The 18,643-nt window shown below is 51.7% G+C and carries 17 protein-coding genes; 5 read left to right on the top strand and 12 right to left on the bottom strand.

Annotated elements, in window-relative coordinates; all coding sequences use genetic code 11:
* Window positions 1–68 precede the first annotated feature (68 nt).
* From rph to F1E05_RS00465, 3 genes are read left to right on the top strand one after another with little or no spacing between them, the layout of a single operon-like run.
* Window positions 69–803: a ribonuclease PH gene (rph, locus tag F1E05_RS00455; RefSeq protein WP_150046042.1), complete on the top strand. Its 735-nt coding sequence runs from the start codon at window positions 69–71 to the stop codon at window positions 801–803.
* Between the two features lie 12 nt (window positions 804–815).
* Window positions 816–1,403, top strand: coding sequence for an RdgB/HAM1 family non-canonical purine NTP pyrophosphatase (gene rdgB, locus F1E05_RS00460; protein WP_150046043.1), 588 nt, complete (start codon window positions 816–818; stop codon window positions 1,401–1,403).
* A complete protein-coding gene (locus F1E05_RS00465; RefSeq protein ID WP_150046044.1) occupies window positions 1,400–2,491 on the top strand; it encodes a phosphotransferase enzyme family protein in 1,092 nt (363 codons plus the stop codon). The genes rdgB and F1E05_RS00465 overlap by 4 nt, the downstream gene beginning before the upstream one ends.
* A gap of 252 nt (window positions 2,492–2,743) precedes the next feature.
* Here F1E05_RS00465 and F1E05_RS00470 read toward each other — a convergent pair whose 3' ends face one another.
* Together F1E05_RS00470 and F1E05_RS00475 are read right to left on the bottom strand one after the other, a co-directional pair.
* Window positions 2,744–4,006, bottom strand: a complete 1,263-nt coding sequence (locus tag F1E05_RS00470) for a type II toxin-antitoxin system HipA family toxin (protein ID WP_150046045.1) — start codon at window positions 4,004–4,006, stop codon at window positions 2,744–2,746.
* A complete protein-coding gene (locus F1E05_RS00475; RefSeq protein WP_150046046.1) occupies window positions 4,003–4,242 on the bottom strand; it encodes a helix-turn-helix transcriptional regulator in 240 nt (79 codons plus the stop codon). Before F1E05_RS00475 ends, F1E05_RS00470 begins: the two co-directional genes overlap by 4 nt.
* A 245-nt stretch (window positions 4,243–4,487) precedes the next feature.
* Here F1E05_RS00475 and F1E05_RS00480 point away from each other — a divergent pair, with 245 nt between their 5' ends.
* Window positions 4,488–4,739: a hypothetical protein gene (locus F1E05_RS00480; RefSeq protein ID WP_197737395.1), complete on the top strand. Its 252-nt coding sequence runs from the start codon at window positions 4,488–4,490 to the stop codon at window positions 4,737–4,739.
* Between the two features lie 205 nt (window positions 4,740–4,944).
* On the opposite strand, the gene F1E05_RS00485 is transcribed toward F1E05_RS00480, so the two are convergent.
* Window positions 4,945–5,337: a helix-turn-helix domain-containing protein gene (locus F1E05_RS00485; protein ID WP_150051703.1), complete on the bottom strand. Its 393-nt coding sequence runs from the start codon at window positions 5,335–5,337 to the stop codon at window positions 4,945–4,947.
* Between the two features lie 507 nt (window positions 5,338–5,844).
* On the opposite strand from F1E05_RS00485, the gene F1E05_RS00490 reads away from it, so the two are divergent.
* Entirely contained in the window at window positions 5,845–6,048 is a 204-nt protein-coding gene (locus F1E05_RS00490; RefSeq protein WP_150046047.1) for a hypothetical protein, read from the top strand.
* Window positions 6,049–6,063: 15 nt separating this feature from the next.
* On the opposite strand, the gene F1E05_RS00495 is transcribed toward F1E05_RS00490, so the two are convergent.
* From F1E05_RS00495 to gyrB, 9 genes are all read right to left on the bottom strand, one after another.
* Window positions 6,064–6,774, bottom strand: a complete 711-nt coding sequence (locus F1E05_RS00495; RefSeq protein WP_197737396.1) for a M48 family metallopeptidase — start codon at window positions 6,772–6,774, stop codon at window positions 6,064–6,066.
* Between the two features lies 1 nt (window position 6,775).
* Window positions 6,776–10,096 carry a type I restriction endonuclease subunit R gene (locus F1E05_RS00500; RefSeq protein WP_150046048.1) on the bottom strand — a complete coding sequence of 1,107 codons (3,321 nt, stop codon included), beginning with the start codon at window positions 10,094–10,096 and terminating at the stop codon, window positions 6,776–6,778.
* Between the two features lie 369 nt (window positions 10,097–10,465).
* Entirely contained in the window at window positions 10,466–10,723 is a 258-nt protein-coding gene (locus tag F1E05_RS00505; RefSeq protein ID WP_190303212.1) for a YgiT-type zinc finger protein, read from the bottom strand.
* 4 nt (window positions 10,724–10,727) lie between these two features.
* Complete coding sequence (locus tag F1E05_RS00510; protein ID WP_150046050.1) at window positions 10,728–11,033, bottom strand: DUF4258 domain-containing protein; 306 nt, start codon at window positions 11,031–11,033, stop codon at window positions 10,728–10,730.
* 159 nt (window positions 11,034–11,192) lie between these two features.
* Window positions 11,193–11,450: a hypothetical protein gene (locus tag F1E05_RS00515; protein WP_150046051.1), complete on the bottom strand. Its 258-nt coding sequence runs from the start codon at window positions 11,448–11,450 to the stop codon at window positions 11,193–11,195.
* A gap of 29 nt (window positions 11,451–11,479) precedes the next feature.
* Window positions 11,480–12,664: a restriction endonuclease subunit S gene (locus F1E05_RS00520; RefSeq protein ID WP_150046052.1), complete on the bottom strand. Its 1,185-nt coding sequence runs from the start codon at window positions 12,662–12,664 to the stop codon at window positions 11,480–11,482.
* A 196-nt stretch (window positions 12,665–12,860) separates the two neighbouring features.
* A complete protein-coding gene (locus tag F1E05_RS00525; protein WP_150046053.1) occupies window positions 12,861–13,154 on the bottom strand; it encodes a GIY-YIG nuclease family protein in 294 nt (97 codons plus the stop codon).
* A 208-nt stretch (window positions 13,155–13,362) separates the two neighbouring features.
* A complete protein-coding gene (locus tag F1E05_RS00530) occupies window positions 13,363–15,852 on the bottom strand; it encodes an N-6 DNA methylase (protein WP_150046054.1) in 2,490 nt (829 codons plus the stop codon).
* A gap of 310 nt (window positions 15,853–16,162) precedes the next feature.
* Window positions 16,163–18,568 carry a DNA topoisomerase (ATP-hydrolyzing) subunit B gene (gene gyrB, locus F1E05_RS00535; protein ID WP_150046055.1) on the bottom strand — a complete coding sequence of 802 codons (2,406 nt, stop codon included), beginning with the start codon at window positions 18,566–18,568 and terminating at the stop codon, window positions 16,163–16,165.
* Window positions 18,569–18,643 lie beyond the last annotated feature (75 nt).

Here is an 18,643-nt window from a genome sequence, read left to right on the forward strand (position 1 = left end):
TCCGGTTACCGACCCGAACCCGCTAACAATGTCGGTATAATGCGGCAATTTTTAATGTCGAGACCGTTATGAGACCCAGTGGACGCCAACCCGAACAACTACGCGAAATTCGCTTCACCTGCCATTACACCAAACATGCCGAAGGTTCGGTGCTGGTGGAATTCGGCGATACCCGCGTGTTGTGCACCGCCAGCGTGGACGCCTCGGTGCCGCGCTTTTTGAAAGGCAAGGGCGAGGGCTGGGTAACCGCCGAATACGGCATGCTGCCGCGTTCCACCCACAGCCGCATGGACAGAGAGGCCGGCCGCGGCAAGCAAGGCGGCCGCACCTTGGAAATTCAACGTCTAATCGGCCGCTCGCTACGGGCCGCCGTGGATTTGAAGGCGCTGGGCGAACACACCATCACCCTGGATTGCGACGTGATCCAGGCCGACGGCGGCACCCGCACCGCCTCCATTACCGGCGGCTTCGTCGCCTTGTCGATAGCCGTCGACCATTTGCTGAAAACTAAAAGAATCAAAACCAATCCGCTACACGGCCAAGTCGCTTCGGTGTCCGTGGGTATTTACAACGGCGTGGCGGTACTGGATTTGGACTACGCCGAAGACAGCCAGGCCGAAACCGATATGAACGTGGTGATGAACGAAGCCGGCCATTTCATCGAAGTACAAGGCACGGCGGAAGGGCACGCTTTCCGTAAAGACGAACTGAACGCCATGCTGGAATTAGCCGAGGCGGGCATCAACCAACTGCTGGAAAAGCAGCGCGCCGCCTTGCAACAGGCCAAACAAACCGCAGCCTAGCCTCGTAGCACTATGAGCAGCATTGTGTTGGCCAGCGGCAACGCCGGCAAAATCCGGGAGATTCAAGCCATCTTGCAAAACGAACGCATCGTCCCGCAGTCGCAATTCGCCGTACCGGAAGCCGACGAAACCGGTTCTACCTTCGTCGAAAACGCCATCATCAAGGCCCGCAACGCCGCCTTACATAGCAAATTACCGGCGATTGCCGACGATTCCGGTTTGGTAGTCGACGCGCTGGACGGTGCGCCCGGCGTGATTTCGGCCCGCTATGCCGGTATCGGTGCCTCCGACCAAGCCAATTTGGATAAATTATTGTTAGCCATGCAAAACGTACCGGCCGGGCGACGTAGCGCCCGTTTCGTTTGCGTGATGGTTTATTTACGCCGGGCCGACGACCCTATTCCAATAATCGCGCAAGGGGTTTGGGAAGGCAGCATTCTGACCGAAGCGGTCGGTGCAAACGGCTTCGGTTACGATCCGGTGTTTTGGGTCGAAGCCTACCGCTGCTCCTCGGCCCAATTGGCTCCGGAGTTGAAAAACAGCCTCAGCCACCGCGGCCAAGCCTTGAGTTTGCTAAGTCAACAGCTGGCAGGCTCGTGAGCGTTTGTGCCGCCGAGATTGCCCGGCAATTTACCGGCGGCACTCCCGATACGGTAGTACCGCTGGGCAGCGGTCTAATCAACGACACCTTTCTGGTAACCTGGCCCGGCGGCGATTTGGTGCTGCAACGTCTTAACAGCCGGGTATTCCCGCAGCCCGCCTTGGTGATGGACAATTTGGCTCAGTTAAACCGGCACGCGCAAACCAAACCGGCCGATCAAGTTCAATTGCGCATCCCGGCGATCATCGCTACCCTCAGCGGCCACCCGGTTTATCGGGACGGCGATGGCCACTACTGGCGCGCGCTGGAGCGAATTGCTCCGGCGCAAAGCCGGGATAACATGCAAAACGCGGCGCAAGCGCGAGCGGTCGGTCTGGCTTTGGCGCAATTTCATACATTGTGCAGCGATTTGTCGCCGGATTTGTTGCACGACACCCTGCCCGGCTTCCACATTACCCCGGAATATTTTGCCGAATACCGGCAGTTGCGCCCGGAATTGCCTGCCGAACAAGCAGACCAAGTCCGCGCATGCTGCGCCTATATCGAATCGTGTAGCGATAAGCTGGACGTGCTGGAGCAGGCCAAGCGGCGCGGCGAGTTGCGCCAGCGAGTGATACACGGCGATCCGAAATTGAACAATTTTCTGTTCGAACCGGACGGCGACCGCATCGTCAGCCTGATCGACCTGGACACCGTCAAGCCCGGCTTGATCCATTACGACATCGGCGACTGCATACGCTCCTGTTGTCACGACAAAAGCGTTAACCGCTTCGATTTGCCGAGGGCGCGGCTCATCCTGCACAGCTATCTGCAAGCCGCCGGCGGCTTTTTAACCGCCGCCGACTTCGCCTATTTGTATCCGGCCATCTGGTTGATCCCGTTCGAACTAGGTTTACGATTTTTTACCGATTATTTACGCGGCAACCGCTATTTCAAAATCGAGCATCCCGAGCACAACTTACAACGTAGCCAAGCCTTATTTGCCTTGTGCGACGACATCGAAAGGCAAAAATCGGCGCTTTCAGATTGCATAGCCGCTATCGCGGCCGGTTTGGAACCGGCAATCGGTCATCGAGGAGTTTTTTAGTGAATGCGGGGCCCCGAGATCCTGCATTACGCCCTGCAGCTGGCCGAAGATATTCTGCGAATTCACCATGGCGATACAAGGGGATTTGTGCGCTGTGCCAGTTGTCGATTGCTGCAAGTGTCAGAACAACGATGCAGCCAATTCGGCTGGCGGATTGTGGTGGATAAGTGGCGGCGGTGTCAGGAATTTTCTTCGCTGCAATGACAGAGTCATCGAAATGATGTAGCCAGCATCAACGCCAGCCGATTGGCTTTAGGCGTTATCAGTCAACCGTCTGACCGTCAGCGCCGCGCGTTGCTCGATCAGCTGTACGATGTGTTCAACCACCGGATTTCCGGCGAATTGATAGTTCGCCGATGTCTGCAACCTGCGAGCGACCACGGGTAGCCGTTGGCACAAGCCGAGGATACGTTTTCGGGTTTGCGCTACCGATAAGCCCGCCGCTTGGGCAAAGCGCTCCCAGTGTCTTGCCTGTACTTCGCTGAATTTGTATTTGCCACCCAACTGCATCGCCATTTTGGGTGTCAGGCTGGAATAAACGGCGGTTGACAAGACGTCGTAGAGCGGCGCCAGAACTGCGCCCTTGTCGGCATACAAGATGGAAAAGTTCTTGGCATGGGCGTCGTGGTTGCCGATCAAAGCATTGAAAATGACTGCATCCAGCAGACGCAGTACCTGCGGCGCACTCGGTCGGGTCACGCGGCGGACCAAGTCAAAGCACTGTTCCAAACCCGGCCCCCCCTCGTTCTGATATTTCAGTTCCGGTACCACGCCCAGTGCCTGGCAGAAATCTTCCTGATGCAGACGCAAGCGTTGGCCATTGGCAGCTTGAGTTCTGTCATAACGCTCGACCAGCAAAAATGAGCGGTCGCGAATGGCACAAATCCTCGACTGTGCGGTCTGGAATTGCATCGCAGCTGCCAATGCCAGGCAGAACCCTTCATTGATCACGCTGTCTTCAACGGCAGCGATAGCCGGTTTGAGAATATGGCTACTGGGCGTACCATTGCGGGGCAGACCGATTCGTTGACCATCAAATACCACCGGTAATTTATCCTGAGCGCCCGCCAACGATAAGCGCAAACCATCCTGACCGGCCAGCACCGGCCGCTGCGGCAATTCATCCAGCACGGCAAGCAGGTCATCGTCGGACAGCCAGTCAATATCGCTCGCTGAATTAGACACAGCGGGTAAACCGTCTGGCGGCAATAGCGAAACGGCGCCGGCGCATTCACCGCCAATATGATCGAGCAAGGCAAAGTCGTTTTGCTTCGAGACCTGAAACTGGCGTGCGACCAATTGGCGTAACTTGCCCTCCGGCAACAGTCCGGCAAAGAAAGGCCGCGCCTGCAAGTCGTTGAACGGTTCTACTTGCAACGGTAACGAACAGGACAGCGGGACTGCGTCGGATTGTTGCAGCCAGTCGGCGTCATAGCTAAATTGCAGTCTGCCTTCGACCAAGGTCAACTCTCCCACTCGACGATCAAATAAATAGACTGCCAGTAGATGGCTCATGGCATTTCGTCACCGGTTACGCTGGGCAGGCCATCAAGCATGACCTGCCCGCCCAGTGCTTCAATAACGCGCATCACCGTTTCCAGACGCACGGTCGGCTTGCCTGCTTCGAGGTCGACGATAAAGCGAACGCCAACACCTGCCGCCAACGCCAATTCGGATTGAGTTAATCCGAGCTGTTTGCGGGCGTTGCGTAGCGCTTGGCCAAGTTGTTGGGTGGAATGGATGTTGATCATAGTGTTTTTCCCGTTCGGGATATTATTAGGCAAAACAATCAATATGCAAGTTTAATTTCCCGAACGGTAAATTTTATTAAAAATGTGCTATACATAAGTAACAGTATTCCCGTTCGGGAAAATTCGCCCTTTTCAGTGTCAGCGCTTCTCCCGCTCAGTGTTGCCGGGATGGATAGCATCACTAGCTGGTGATATAACTTGCAGTTACGGCGAGAACGAACAAAAAAGAAACCAATCGACAGCAAATGACTAGCAAACAGAAAAAATCCAAAGCAACCTGGAGCGACGTTAAATCCAAATTGGCTGACGTCGATCGTGTTGGCCTGATCGGGCTGATACAGGATCTATACGCAGCCAATAAAGATAATCAAACGTTTCTGCATGCACGATTCGGGTTGGGCGAGGATATTCTCAAACCCTATAAGGACACGATTTCCCGCTGGATTTGCCCTGTTAACCGGCGTGCAAAACTTTCTGCATATTCTGGCCCAAGCTGAACACCCATTCTGATTTAATTTGAACACCGATTCTGAATCGAGTTGAACCTTACCGATTTCGGTAATAAAGTTTTACGTTAGTGGTAATTGATGCCAGGGCGGCTTGACGAGAACTTGGGCGAGAGGATACTGAGTTCTCCACGGGCGAGGTACCTACTTCGCTTGCAGTGCGGGGCAAGCCGTCTGGTTTGTTCCGTGCTGCACTTTACATCTCTGTTCTCCTAAAATTTGATTGTTTGTCTGAGGTTGTGCCTAGGGCCAGGACATCCAACATCAGTTTGATTTGTCCTTTGCTTAACCTTCCCAATTGTTTTCTTAACTCGTTTACCACGAGATATTCCTCAAGCGGCAAGCCATCAGGCAACTGAAAGTTTCTTTGAGATTGTTCTGCGCTATCCCACATTCCCGCTTGCTCTTCCTCGTCTAAATTCAGAACGTGTATCAACTTTTCTAAGACTTGTTTTGATGGAGGTACTTTGCGGCCTTTTTCCAGCAAGCTGAGGTAACTCGCCTGAATGCCAAGATCAGCTGCTAATTGCTTTTGTTGCAATTGGCGGCTACGCCTCACACGTTCCAAAAACAAACCAAAAGGACTCATCAACCAGTTCACCAAATCTAATAAATTTCATTTCGATACTAATATAATTTTTAATGATATTCAATTTTTATCATAATATTTTTAATATAGGACATTATGTCCTATATGTTTAGATTAACTAAATTCTTAGCGAAACATTTAGTTAAGCTAAATTATTAATTAAATAAAATTTCTATTATTCAAAGACAAAAAACAGCTTTGCACTTGATTGATTCGGCTTGCGCGTAATTTTAGCGGCTAAAAATTTATGAGCCCCTTGCCATAGAAATCTAAAAGGCAAATAACACGCCATTTATAAGCAATGACCTAGCTTTTTGCTAAAGCACTATTTCTTCGGTTTTTCGTATAATTTGAGATAGGTGTGTCCAATGCCGCGCTTGAACTTTGTGGACAGGGATCTTGCGGAATTGCGACAACACCTAGTACTTATTCATGACAGCTAAATCCCGTAGCTTCAATCCACGTCTAAACTTCGACGATTAACCGCATTGACTTTCGAGTGGACTCATGAAAGAAAAAACACAAAGTTTGATTGGTTTTCCCATCGACGAGAAATCTTATAAGGTTGACCTGGAATTACAGGATCGTTACACCGCTTATTCTTCGGAATCGGCAAGCGGCTTGTATTCTAACGTGCATTTGAATGGTGCTTTTTGTCCGCCAACTCGCCAGCGTAGTTTCCAGCCATCGACTACTGTCAAGTTGAAATAGTTTCGCGTTTTCACGTCAAAGCCCATCTACGCTGATGCCATTCTCGGCTAACCAAATCTTTCGTCTCTCGAAATCAGGTAACACCCGTTCAATTGACCGCCAAAACTCTGTCGTATGATGCGGTTGGTGCAGATGGGCTAATTCATGCACGACGACGTATTCTGCTATATGCGGAGGCAACAGAACGGTTTTCCAGTGAAAGTATAGCCAATCGCCTTTGCCGCATGAGCCCCAGCGGTAACCCAAATCCTGCACCTTGGCGCCGGAAGGTTTTACTTCCATGCGGCTCTGGAATTCCCTAGCTTTGGCCCACAACCAGCGGGTGGCGTGGATGGTGTACCAATCGACAAAGGCTTCCCGTCCTCGTTCGACGTGGTCGCGCCGCAAACGAAATCGGCCGTTGACCAGCTTCAACGCCACGGCCTGCACATCAACCAACTGCAAACGATAGCTGCGGCCCAGGTATAAAAAGCCTTCACCATCGAGGAATTGCTTGATCGGCACCTGTTTTTGCAGACGTTCTTTTTCCGCCAGCTTGGTGTAAATCCATTCGCGCTTTTCGATCACGAAATCGCGCAATACAGTCACATCGACTTCGGGCGGCGCTGACAACAACAAGCTGCCATCCCGCTCCACAGTGATCTGCAAGGTGCGGCGGCGTGCGCTACGTTTTACGGTAAAGCACAGGTCGTCAATCGTTAATTCGGAATTGCCGGTCGTTTCCACGTCAAACCTGGAGCAACTTATCGTGACTGGCTCTGGCTTGTTCCATCAGTTTATCTGCCAACACCCCGGCACCATTGCCATCAATCAAGGCCGGACGTAAGCGCATCAGATAATCGAACAAGCGACCGTTCAGCGCATCCTGGTCGGCAGCCTTACGCGGCGCCCAAATTTCCGGATTGCCCTTCAACTCGTCGATCAGCAAATCAACCAACTCGACAGTTACATCGGTTAAACGCACGACTTCAACAGGAATCGGCACTTCACCACCCTTAACCACATCGACCACGGTGCGCAGAAACGGCAAATAATGTTCCGGCAGCTCGCTGGATGTTTCATCATTGGCGACGTGACCACTGCGCAGTTCGGCAATGATTTTTTGCAATTGCGCGATCAATTCGTCCCATTGCTGATCCAGGCTTTTTAGAATCTCACTAAGACGCTCGGACAGTTTGCGGTAACCGACCGGGTCTTCATCGAGGTGCTTTCTAATATGCGAGCGAATCGCGTGTTCCATTTCCGAGGCCTTGGCCCGGTCGTTGGCGGCACGACCGACGTGTCGCTCGAAATCGGCATCGGTTAGCTGGATCGGCGGAATTTTCGGATTCACACCCAAGGAAATCACATGCTCGTCGATCAGCTTGCGCACCTTGGCGCCGACATCCTTGCCCAACACTGGCGTGTCTTTGTAGCGGTTACGAGCGCGGGCATAGATATAGGCCAACTGCTTGGCATCTTTGATGAATGGCAAACCTTCCGGGCGGGGCAACACGGTATCCAGCGACGCCAAAAACGCCTTCAACTTAACCGCAAACTCGGCATGTATTTTTTCGCTGGCCAGTGCCTCGATACAGGCTTCGGTTTCCGCCAACGATTCCACGCCGCACTGGCGAAACACATCCACCACCCGCACATGCCGGTCGCGCAGTATCGGAATTTCATCCTGTAGACTGGTCAACGCGCCTTCAATATCCTCGTCGGCATAAGCCGCCAGCGCTTCCCGCAAATGCCGCGCCACGCCGTAGTAATCGACCACAATCCCGCAACGCTTGCCAAAGCCGGTGCGATTGACCCGAGCAATAGCTTGCAGTAATTCAGCTTCGCGGATCGGCCTATCCAGGTACATCACGCCTTCGATCGGCACATCGAAACCGGTGAGCAACATGGATTTAACCACCAAAAAAGCCAGTGGGTCGGTCTTGGTCGGATCGGCATGCAACAGCGGCTTTTTGAAACGCTTGATCAATTGCTCATGTGCCGAATCATCGGTCCACGGCTTCCAGCCTGGATCATCGTTGTTGCTACCGGAAATGATCGGTGCAAATTGCAACGCGCGCAAAGTTTCCCGATACCGCCAAGCTTGCACCACGGCCTGCACCTTTGGCGGCCTTTGGCATAAAGCTTCATCGTCCAACATCTTGTCGTCCGCCGATAAAACTTCGGCATCGCGCAACAACTCGTCGCGGGCAAGCTGCAAGGCCTCGAAATAACGTACCGCCGCCAAGCGGCTATAAGCCACCACCTGCGCCTTGTAACCATTCGGCAGGATGAAAGTGACGTAGTGACGCAGCATGTCGCGGGCTTTGTCGGCAATCAGTGCCGGTGCGTCGAACAACTGACCTTTGGTGGCGTATTTTTGTTTGATCAGCTCCAGCTCTTGCGGACTGTGCTGCCGAAACAAGTCCTCGAACAACTCATCCAGGCTGGCACCATCCTTCACCGCGCCCTTGGCGGTGCGACCTTCATACAATACCGGCACCGTGGCCCCGTCCGCTTCGGCTTGCTTGATGGTGTAACGGTCGATGAACTCGCCGAAAATTTCGTGGGTGCGCTTTTTCTCGCCCATGATGATAGGCGTGCCGGTAAAGCCGATGCGGGCACTGTTCGGCAAACCGGCCAGCAGATTGGCGTGCAAATCACCGGCCTGGGTGCGGTGCGCTTCGTCCACCAACACTAAAATGGCTTCGTCGTCGTTCAACACCTCGAAGGTGGCTTGGGCTTTGTAAGTAGATTTTGGCGTGGAGATACCCGCTTGTTTCGGCAAATCGGCGGCAGTCAACGGTGCGTCGTCAACCAGCTCCGCATCGCGATATTTTTGGATGGTGGCAAAAATCAGCCCCGGCCCCTTACGCTTGGCTAAATTCTTGATGCCGGTGGTATTGCTGGCGACTTCCACCGTCTCGCCTGTCAGCGTCGCAGTCGCCGATAGTTGCCGCTGCAAATCGTTGCGGTCGGTAACAACGATCACTTTGAATCGGCGTAGCAAGGGTTCCGCACGCAGTTTTCGCACCAAAAACACCATGGTCAAACTCTTACCGGAACCCTGTGTGTGCCAAATGATGCCACCGCGCTGATCCGATTCGCCATGCTGCTTGCGGGTTTTTCCGGTTTTCAGCTTGTTCAGTGCCTTGTTCACCGCCCGATATTGTTGGTAGCGGCACACGGTTTTAATGGTCTGACCTTCTGCCTGCATGAACAGCATGAAATGCCGGATGACATCCAGTAAATGCGCTGGCGTTAAAAGGCCCGCAATCAGACGCTGTTGTTCGGATACTATCGTCTTGCCTAACCGGTCGGCCACCTCGGCTTCGTTGCCCGAACCGTCCGGCCCGACCACCGTTTTCCACTGCGCAAAATGTTCGAACCCGCCGCCGATGCAACCAACCCGCGCTTCGTCGAAGGAACTGGCAATCAACAATTGCACCGTGGCAAATAAAGTTTCGTTGCCCTCGTTGTCGTCTACTTCCAACGCTGCGTGGCGTTGATTAGCGTAGCGGCGCAATTGATCAACCGCCTCGGCCAAGGGTTCCGGTATCGACGGACTTTTGCATTCCACCACGACGATGGGCAAACCGTTCACCAGCAACACCAAATCCGGCACGATAAAAGCCTTGGCGCCATTAAAGCCCGGCGGGCAATCGACACGGTACTGGTTAACCACCGTGAAGCGGTTATTACCGTGCGTTTCCCAATCAATATAACGGATGGTCTGGCCGCGCCCGCCGTCCCAACCCGGCAAGCCCTCCACGGTAATACCGTCTATCAACAAGCGGGTGACCTTTTCGTTAGCTTCCATCAACCGGCCACTCAAGCGGCTAATCGCCGCTACCGCTTCGGCTATCCTCTCGTCATCCAACCAGGGCAGGCCATCGTGCAAATTCAATGCACGCAACCGCTCACGTAAAACCGCTTCCTGAATCACCTCGGCAAAACTACCACGCCCGGTGACAGCGGGATCGTCCAAACTGCCTTCGACTGGCGACCACCCGAGTTGCGTTAACTGCGCGATAAATGGTTTTTCAACGTCTTCCAGTTCCCGGCCCATGATCTATTCCGTGTTTGATTAACTCATTTCAAGTTGCGATTGTCCTATAGCCGCTCATAGAGGCTCATAGAAACCTCATAGCGGCTCATAGCCAGCTTTATAGACCAATGGGTAAACGGCCCAAGCTTCCCATCCGACGGGTAAAAAATAGTTATGTTGCCCCTGACAATCAAATAGCCGTCAAATAATAACAAGCCAATTAAATCAATGCCTTGGACCAAAAATCCTTCTTCCGTAATATCGTCCAAGGCTCGGCAATCAAATAGCCATCCAATAGCTGCTCATAACATGTAACAGCCACCTATAGTGGCGTATAGAAATCTGATAGCAAACGCTCTAACAAAAACTATCGTCAGGCGAACTTCAAATTCACCGACTCAAAGCAGCGAATGACTCGACCGCTACCGGTTTGGTCCAAGTCGGCTTTTTTTGGTGATTGATAATCGCCAAGTGCTCGGCTTCGATGGCTTTCAACACGACTGCATCGAAATATTGTTCCCCACAGAAGTCGCATTCCAGACAGGGGACATCATCGATAATCAACAACTCGTCGCTATGTTGATGCAGATAGCGCGTTAGCTTATGGCTTAAATGCTTGTGGCCGCAGAAGCTACATTGTTCACTCATGGTTTTATCCTCGCTCATAAGGATTTTTAAATTTAGGTGGCGTAGGAATATACACCGTAATGATCACCAGCCATTCACCTAGTGTGCCGCAGACCGCATGGATCGGCTTGCCGACGTCAGTAAATCCCACCAACAAACAGCTTTCGCCGCGGCCGGTATCTGGATACTGCTCGATAATGCGCCCAGAACGCAAGGCCTGTTCCACATCCGCCAACGATAAAGCATCATTCTGCCGTTCGCGGTCGGCGTGGCGAGAATAGCGGTACTGATTGTTTGCCGCACACGCCTTGATCCAGCTTTCATCGATCACTTAATCTACTTTGTCAGATTTAACAACGCCGTCATGCCCGCCGGGAAGCGGACATCCAGTGCCAAGGATGGCGAGTTTCAATCATCCCTGAAGCCTGGATTCCGGCAATCCATGCCGGAATGACAGTTATCAAACATAGATATGTATAACGATGAGAACTCAAGATTGGGAACCAGGAACATAATCGGTTTTGGCGGCGTCTTCCTCAGCAGTTAACGCGAATTTACCCAACCAACGCTTGGAAAAACTCGCTGCGGCGACGGGCAACCCGTCCGCCGGCCCCGAAATATCGGCATCGGATTTTTGCGACAACGGCAGCACGATGATTTCGGCTTCCGCGCAGTCGGCAAATTGCTCAGGTAATTCCAACTGCACGGTCAAGCCGTTCAACTTGCGGGTGGTTCGATGGGCATACATGGTTAAGCTCGGAATCTGGCGAAGAATGCTCAGGATAACTCAAGCAAGGGCGTGACGCGAACGCGGCCGGTGAGGAGGTCGTTCATTAGTCCAGTTTTTTGAGATTGTAGCTTCATCAATGATGCGCGCTCAGTTCGGATTTGATAGTCAATTGACTCTAACTTTTGACCTATAGCGGTTTGCTCAATCAAATCAATTGGCGCTGCAAGCGGAATTTTTCTGAGCGCGGCCAGGGTTATTTCGGCAAAAGTAGTCCCCTTAACCTCAAGCTGAATAGAGTTTTGCGCTCTTTGATGCCGGATTGCCCACAGCAAAAAATCTTTGTCGGTAGCCGAATTTGGCGAAATTTTTGCGGTTCCTTGAGTTAAATTCGCACCATCCAGTTCCAAAGGAATAGGCAAGACTTTTCCGACCGTTGCTCCAATAGCAATCACAATATCCCCGAAAGAAACCTCTGAACGTTTATAACTTGCAGCAATTCTTGTAGAGGTACAAAGCATAGTTTCTCGCTCCAGTTCCTCACCTGACATATCACCGGTACGAATGTATGGAATTCCTCCTGGCACATGAGGCCCCGCTTGAACTATACCGTAGGTAATATCCGAATCGACATAAGACTCCAACGAATTAACTTTCCAATCCTTCGGTATCCAGCCCAGCAGCGAGCGCTTGTAGAGATGCGGGGCTTCGGATTGGGGTGGGCGAAGTTCGCCGTTGGCGTCGATGCCGCGCGTCAGCAGGTCGTGCAGCAAGCCCTGCTTGACGGCCTTGAGCTTGGCAATGATCGCCTCGGTTTCACGGATGACGGTATCGAGGATGTCAAGGATTTGGGCGATTTTTTGGCGCTCCCCCAATTCCGGTGCAAAAATCGAAAGTTCGTAAACATCGTTTCTATTAAGCCCAGGCACCCCGGTAGATGTATCCAAACGATGCAATGGTAGCCAACTCAAAATCCAATACAACCATCGCTTGTCCTCAGAGGAACATTTAACCCAATAGGTTGTATCAATCGCCCAAAATGCCTCTTCTGACCAGGCAATTTTTCCAACACTACCTTTGCGTCCTACGACTACCCCAGATTCGGGCACGATATAAGCATGGTGCCGTCCGACTTCTCCGTTTGAGCCAAACACTGGAAAACCAAAGTCGGATCGAGCTTCTGCGGGAAGAGCGCATCCGTATTCCAACGATAACAATGATCCCAGCTTAATCACAGGAATAACCTCTAAACGAAGTCGTCATTCCCGCGAATGCGGGAATCCAGCGAGGGCTGAGGGTGCTTGCTGGGTCCCCGTTTACACGGGGACGACGGGAATGGCTAAACATACCTGACTCCTGCCAACCGTTTTGCATTGCCCCATTTGTCATTCCCGTGAATGGCCTGTCCCCGGCTCGAACGGGGACGACGGATTAGGGGATTTTGATGTCGTCCCATAGATCGCGCCAGTTTGGGTTTTGTTGCTCGATTAAATCCAGCTTCCATTTGCGGTTCCATTTCTTCAACTGCTTTTCGCGGGTTATTGCGGCGAGCATGTCGGCATGCAGTTCGTAATAAACCAAAGTATGCACCCGGTATTGTTTGGTAAAACCTTCTACCAAGTCGTTTTTATGTTGCCAAATTCGTTGCAGCAAATTACTGGTAACGCCGATGTACAAGGTGCCGTTGCGTTGGCTGGCGAGGATGTAGACGGCGGGTTGTTTCATTGTATTGCGAACGCCAGCAACTTTATGTCATTCCCGCGAATAGTCTGTCCCCGGCTTGAACGGAGACTGGAATTTAGCAGGGATTAAAGTATTTACCAATGTACTGTCATACCGGCAGGGATTGCCGGTATCCAGGCCACAGCGATGTGAATAGCCTTTACCATCCATGGCATCTGGGTTCCGGCAATCCCTGCCGGAACGACGGTCGTTAAACATACCCCAGCCCTTTCAAATACCCTTGCAACGCTTTGGAAGCCGAATCGCGCCGACTTTCGATTTCAGTCAATGTCACCCGATATTTGTCCCACCAGTTTTCGAACGCGGCGACGATTTGTTTGCGCTGGGCGGCGATGTAGCGTTCCAGGATGGCTTGCATGTCGTGATGCAAAATTTTCAACAGCAGCTCGGCGGCTTGTTCCGGCGTCAGGGCATCGACTGCGCGGTTCAGATGTTGGGTAAAGCCGTCCTGCTGGGATTTCAGTTGCTTCTTGACCTCGGCCAGTTGTTTTTTCCAGGCCTTGATTTGCGCTTCGTCGACCGGGTTTTCGTCGTCTTCGGTTTCGCTGACCTCTTCGTCGTCATCGCTTTTCACCGGAGCGGCGGCTTTGAGCTGGCTTTCCAGTTCGGCTTTTTGCGCTTCCAGTTCGCTCAAGGCACTGACGAAGTCGCCGAGCAGGAACTTGACCAGTTTGTGTTCCAGCGGGCTATCCTTGCCGGCCTTGTCTTCCAGGGCGGTAACAATGCCGGTGCGCCAGGCGTCGACCACGCCCTTGCTATCGCGGGCCATCAGGGTCAGGAAGTCGTATTTGCTTTGATACCAGAAGCCGCCGACGATGCCGCGCACTTGAAACGGATCGAGCAGGCCGATGCGTTCCAGGTTGTCGGAAAAGCTATGCAGCAGTTCAGTGCGCAATGCCACCAGACTGGCGGCATTGTCGCGTTGCCCGGCCAGCGCGGTGATGCGGGTACTGTGTTCCGTCCACCACTGCTCAAAGGCAACGCGGATCGCGGCTTCCTTGGCTTTCAGGCCGGAGTTGGCTTCGATGGCGGGCTTTAGCGACTGGCGACTGTCCAGCTGGGGCTGGAAATCGTAATAGCTTGGGCTGCCTGGACGCTGGGCAAACAAATCCAATGGATTTAGACCATGAGCATCGAACAACGCCGATTTGGCGTCGACTTCGGCTTTGGGTACGCCACCGAGCAAATGGGCGCGGACGTCGTGCGGTTCCGGCGGCGGGGCATTGTCGGCATAACGGCGGATATTGAGGTTGTAGTCGTTGGCTTTCAGTGTGGCGTTGTCGATGATCGCCGAAAAACCATCAATAGCCTGGTATTGGTCGAAGGTGGTGACGATTTTTTCGATGTGTTCCGGCAGCAGGAAATTCTGCGCCCGGCCTTCGAAGTATTCGCGGTCGGCGTTGATGAACAGCACTTTGCCTTGGCGCTCGGTGGGTTTGCCGCTGACGCGATTGGCACCGTCCTGCACGTGTTGGCGCAACACCAGAATGCAGGCTGGGATGCCTGTGCCGTAGAACAGGTTGGGGGCGACGCCGATTACCGCTTCCAGCAAATCGTCTTCGATGATGCCGGCACGGATGGCTTTTTCTTCGCCGCCTCGAAACAGCACGCCGTGCGGCATGACGGTGGCCATGCGGCCGCCATCGCGCAATACGGCCAGCATGTGTTGCAGAAACATCAAGTCGGCTTTTTTGGCCCCGAGCGGCACTTGGCCATAGCGGAAACGCTCGGGGAATTTCGGCGCCCAGGCCGGCGTGCCGTCGGCGTTCTTTTCGGTATTACCCCAGTTGATGGAGAACGGCGGATTGGTCAGGATGCGGTCGAAGCGACGCAGTTCGCGGTTTTCGATGTGGCGCGGATCGGCCAGGGTGTCTTCGTTTTCCAGATCGGCGGTACTGATGCCGTGCAGCAGCATGTTCATCTTGGCGATGGACCAGACCGTGCCGTTGAACTCCTGACCAAACAGATTGGCCTTGCGGCCGTCGGCGCCGTGTTCGTCGATGAATTCCTTGGCGGCAATCAGCATGCCACCGGAACCGCAACACGGATCATAAACATGATGCTGTAGTTCCGGCTTGATCAGCCGGACCATCATCCGCACCACGGCGCGCGGCGTGTAGAACTCGCCGCCTTTCTTGCCGGCCGAGTCGGCGAACTCGCCGATCAGATATTCGTAAGCGGCACCGAGCAGGTCGGGAAATTCGAAGTCTTCGTTGCGCAGCCGGTGCTGGCCAAAGTGACTGATCAGCTGACGCAGTTTGATGTCGGGGATTTTGCTTTGACCGACCTTGCGGGTGAAGTCGATGTGTTCCAGCACGTCGTGCAGGCTGGTGTTGGCGGTTTCGATGCCGGCCAGGGCCTTATTCAGATAATCGCCGACATTATGGTGGGCGTCGTTCAACAGAAAGTCGTAACGCGAATGCGGCGGCACCCAGAACGTGCCTTCGGTTTTATACCAGCGGGAGATTTCGGCATCGGTTTCCGCTTCCGTTTGGGTTTTGCCGTTGTCTAAGCCGAGTTGAATCACCTCTTCCCGGCGCTGCTCGAACACGTCCGAACAGCGTTTCAAAAACAGCATGCCGAAGATGTATTCCTTAAATTCCGAGGCATCCATCTTGCCGCGCAAAATGTCAGCGGCTTTGAAGAGATGGCGTTCCAGTTGGGGCAGGGTTAGCGGCATTTAATGGTCCGTTATGCATAATCCATGAATCATACAGCGCTTCGAGTCTGGTTCGAAGCCATCTAGCATTCAGCTATTCGTCTTTAAATAACGGCAGGGCTATGAGGAGAGGACTTCACCCCTCGCTACAACCGATCCCTATTAGATAAGAACCAATCTCATCTACTGCTTTTTCATTTAAGGTGTGTCCCCAAAAACATGTGGTCCGCCGTTCGCAGACCACTTCATAGCAGCATTAATAAATTTTGAGATTTCACATAAGAATTGTGAGACAAATTTAAGAAATTATGAGATCTGACAGACAAACATCTTATATATCAAGATTAGCTACATCCAATGCGTTTTTAACGATAAAGTCTCTACGCGGTTCGACTATATCCCCCATTAGAGTCGTAAAAATTTCATCCGCGGTTATCGCATCTTGTATAGTAACTTGCAGCAATCGACGGCTATTTGAATCCAATGTAGTTTCCCAAAGTTGTTCCGGGTTCATTTCTCCCAGCCCTTTGTATCGTTGGATGTGTTGACCTTTCTTGATTTCTTTCATCAGCCATTCGAAAGCTTGTTTAAAGTTCGTTACCGAAATTTCCCGCTCCCCCATTTTCATCAAAGAATCCGGTCCAAATAGGCTTAGTGTTTGTGCTGCGTAGGAAGCTAACTTTTGATAGTCCGGGCCTGAAAAAAAGGTGGCGTGAAGTACGAAAGTTTTGGTGACGCCATGCAATCGCTTAGTGACTGTAACATCGAAATCGTCGGTACCTTCGTACTTTATATCCGTACTGTAATCTACATTGCGGTCACTAGCGTTTAATGCTTTTTCCAACCTAGAGAACCAATCCAGCAATTTTGTCTTATCTGTTTTGATGTATTCGCTTAACGGTTCGATATAGGTCATTTGCTCCAAGTACAAATCATCGTAACGCTTTGCCAAGCGATTAATGATCGACATTACTCTTGCAAACTCGGTCGCTAGCTTTTCCAAACCCTGGCCTTGAATGGCTGGAGTTTCAGGATTGGGTTGCAATTGAGCTTTGTCCAACGCTAGTTGTATGAGGTATTGGTTTAGCGCGTTGTCATCCTTGACATAGTGTTCTTGTTTTCCCTTCTTAACTTTGTATAAAGGCGGTTGTGCGATATAAATGTGACCTCTTTCGACTAATTCCGGCAATTGGCGATAAAAAAAAGTCAGCAACAGTGTTCTGATATGAGAGCCATCGACATCGGCATCCGTCATAATTATGATTCGATGGTAGCGTAATTTATCAATATTGTATTCATCCTTACCTATACCGCAGCCCAAAGCGGTGATCAAGGTTCCAACCTCTTCCGATGAAATCATTTTGTCGAAACGGGCTTTTTCCACGTTCAGAATTTTACCTTTCAACGGCAATATCGCTTGGGTTCGCCTATCCCGTCCTTGTTTAGCCGACCCGCCTGCAGAATCTCCTTCCACGATGAACAGTTCGGATAAAGCGGGATCCTTTTCCTGACAATCGGCCAATTTCCCAGGCAACCCAGCTATATCCAACGTAGTCTTACGCCTAGTCATTTCTCTAGCTTTTCGTGCAGCTTCCCGAGCACGGGCTGCATCAATAATTTTACCGGCGATGGATTTAGCTATGCTTGGATTTTCCAACAAGAAATCGTTTAATTTTTCACTCAGCGTCGATTCGACAAGCGGTTTTACTTCGGAGGAAACCAATTTGTCTTTTGTTTGTGACGAAAATTTTGGATCGGGTACTTTAACCGATAAAACAGCGGTGAGTCCTTCCCGCGCATCATCCCCGGTAGTTGCTACTTTTTCCTTTTTAGCCAGCCCATTCATTTCAATGTATTGATTTATCGTACGTGTAAGCGCCGATCTAAACCCAGCCAAATGAGTTCCGCCATCACGCTGAGGAATATTGTTGGTGTAGCAAAACACATTTTCTTGATAGGAATCATTCCATTGCATGGCGACTTCGACAGTTACCCCCTCCTTTTCCACTTGGAAATAAAAAACCTGCTCAAAAAGCGGTGTCTTATTTTTGTTCAAGTGCTGTACGAACGCACCTATTCCCCCTTCAAATTCGAATACATCCTGTTTACCGCTACGCTCATCGGTCAAGACGATTTTCACCCCGGAGTTCAAGAACGATAATTCTCGCAATCGTTTAGCCAGTACATCATATTGAAATTCGACATTAGTGAAGATTTTCGAGCTAGGTTTAAAATTGATATAGGTACCGGTCCCTTCAGCATCTCCAATCACCGCTAAAGGTTCAAGCGGCTCGCCTAAAACGTATTTCTGCATGTGCAGTTTGCCGTTTTTACGTATTTTAAGAATCAACTCTTCAGATAAAGCGTTAACGACCGACACCCCTACTCCGTGTAAGCCACCGGAGACCTTATAAGCGTTATCGTCGAACTTACCGCCGGCATGTAATACGGTCATGATTACTTCGGCAGCCGATCTACCTTCTTCCGCATGGATATCGACCGGTATTCCACGACCGTCATCGGAAACCGATACAGAACCATCCTCGTGAATGATGACTTCAACCCCCGTGCAATACCCTGCTAAAGCTTCATCTATCGCATTATCAACAACTTCAAACACCATATGGTGCAGCCCGGACCCGTCGTCCGTATCTCCGATATACATTCCGGGTCGTTTTCTAACTGCATCTAAGCCTTTAAGCACAGTGATATTTGAACTGTCGTATTGTTCGCTCATACTTTATCCATAACCTGGTTTATTAGCGCCAGCTAGGCGCTTTGCGGTTGTTCGACACCAATTGCTGTTGTTGAT

The organism is Methylomonas rhizoryzae, from assembly GCF_008632455.1.
GTDB classification, from domain to species: domain Bacteria; phylum Pseudomonadota; class Gammaproteobacteria; order Methylococcales; family Methylomonadaceae; genus Methylomonas; species Methylomonas rhizoryzae.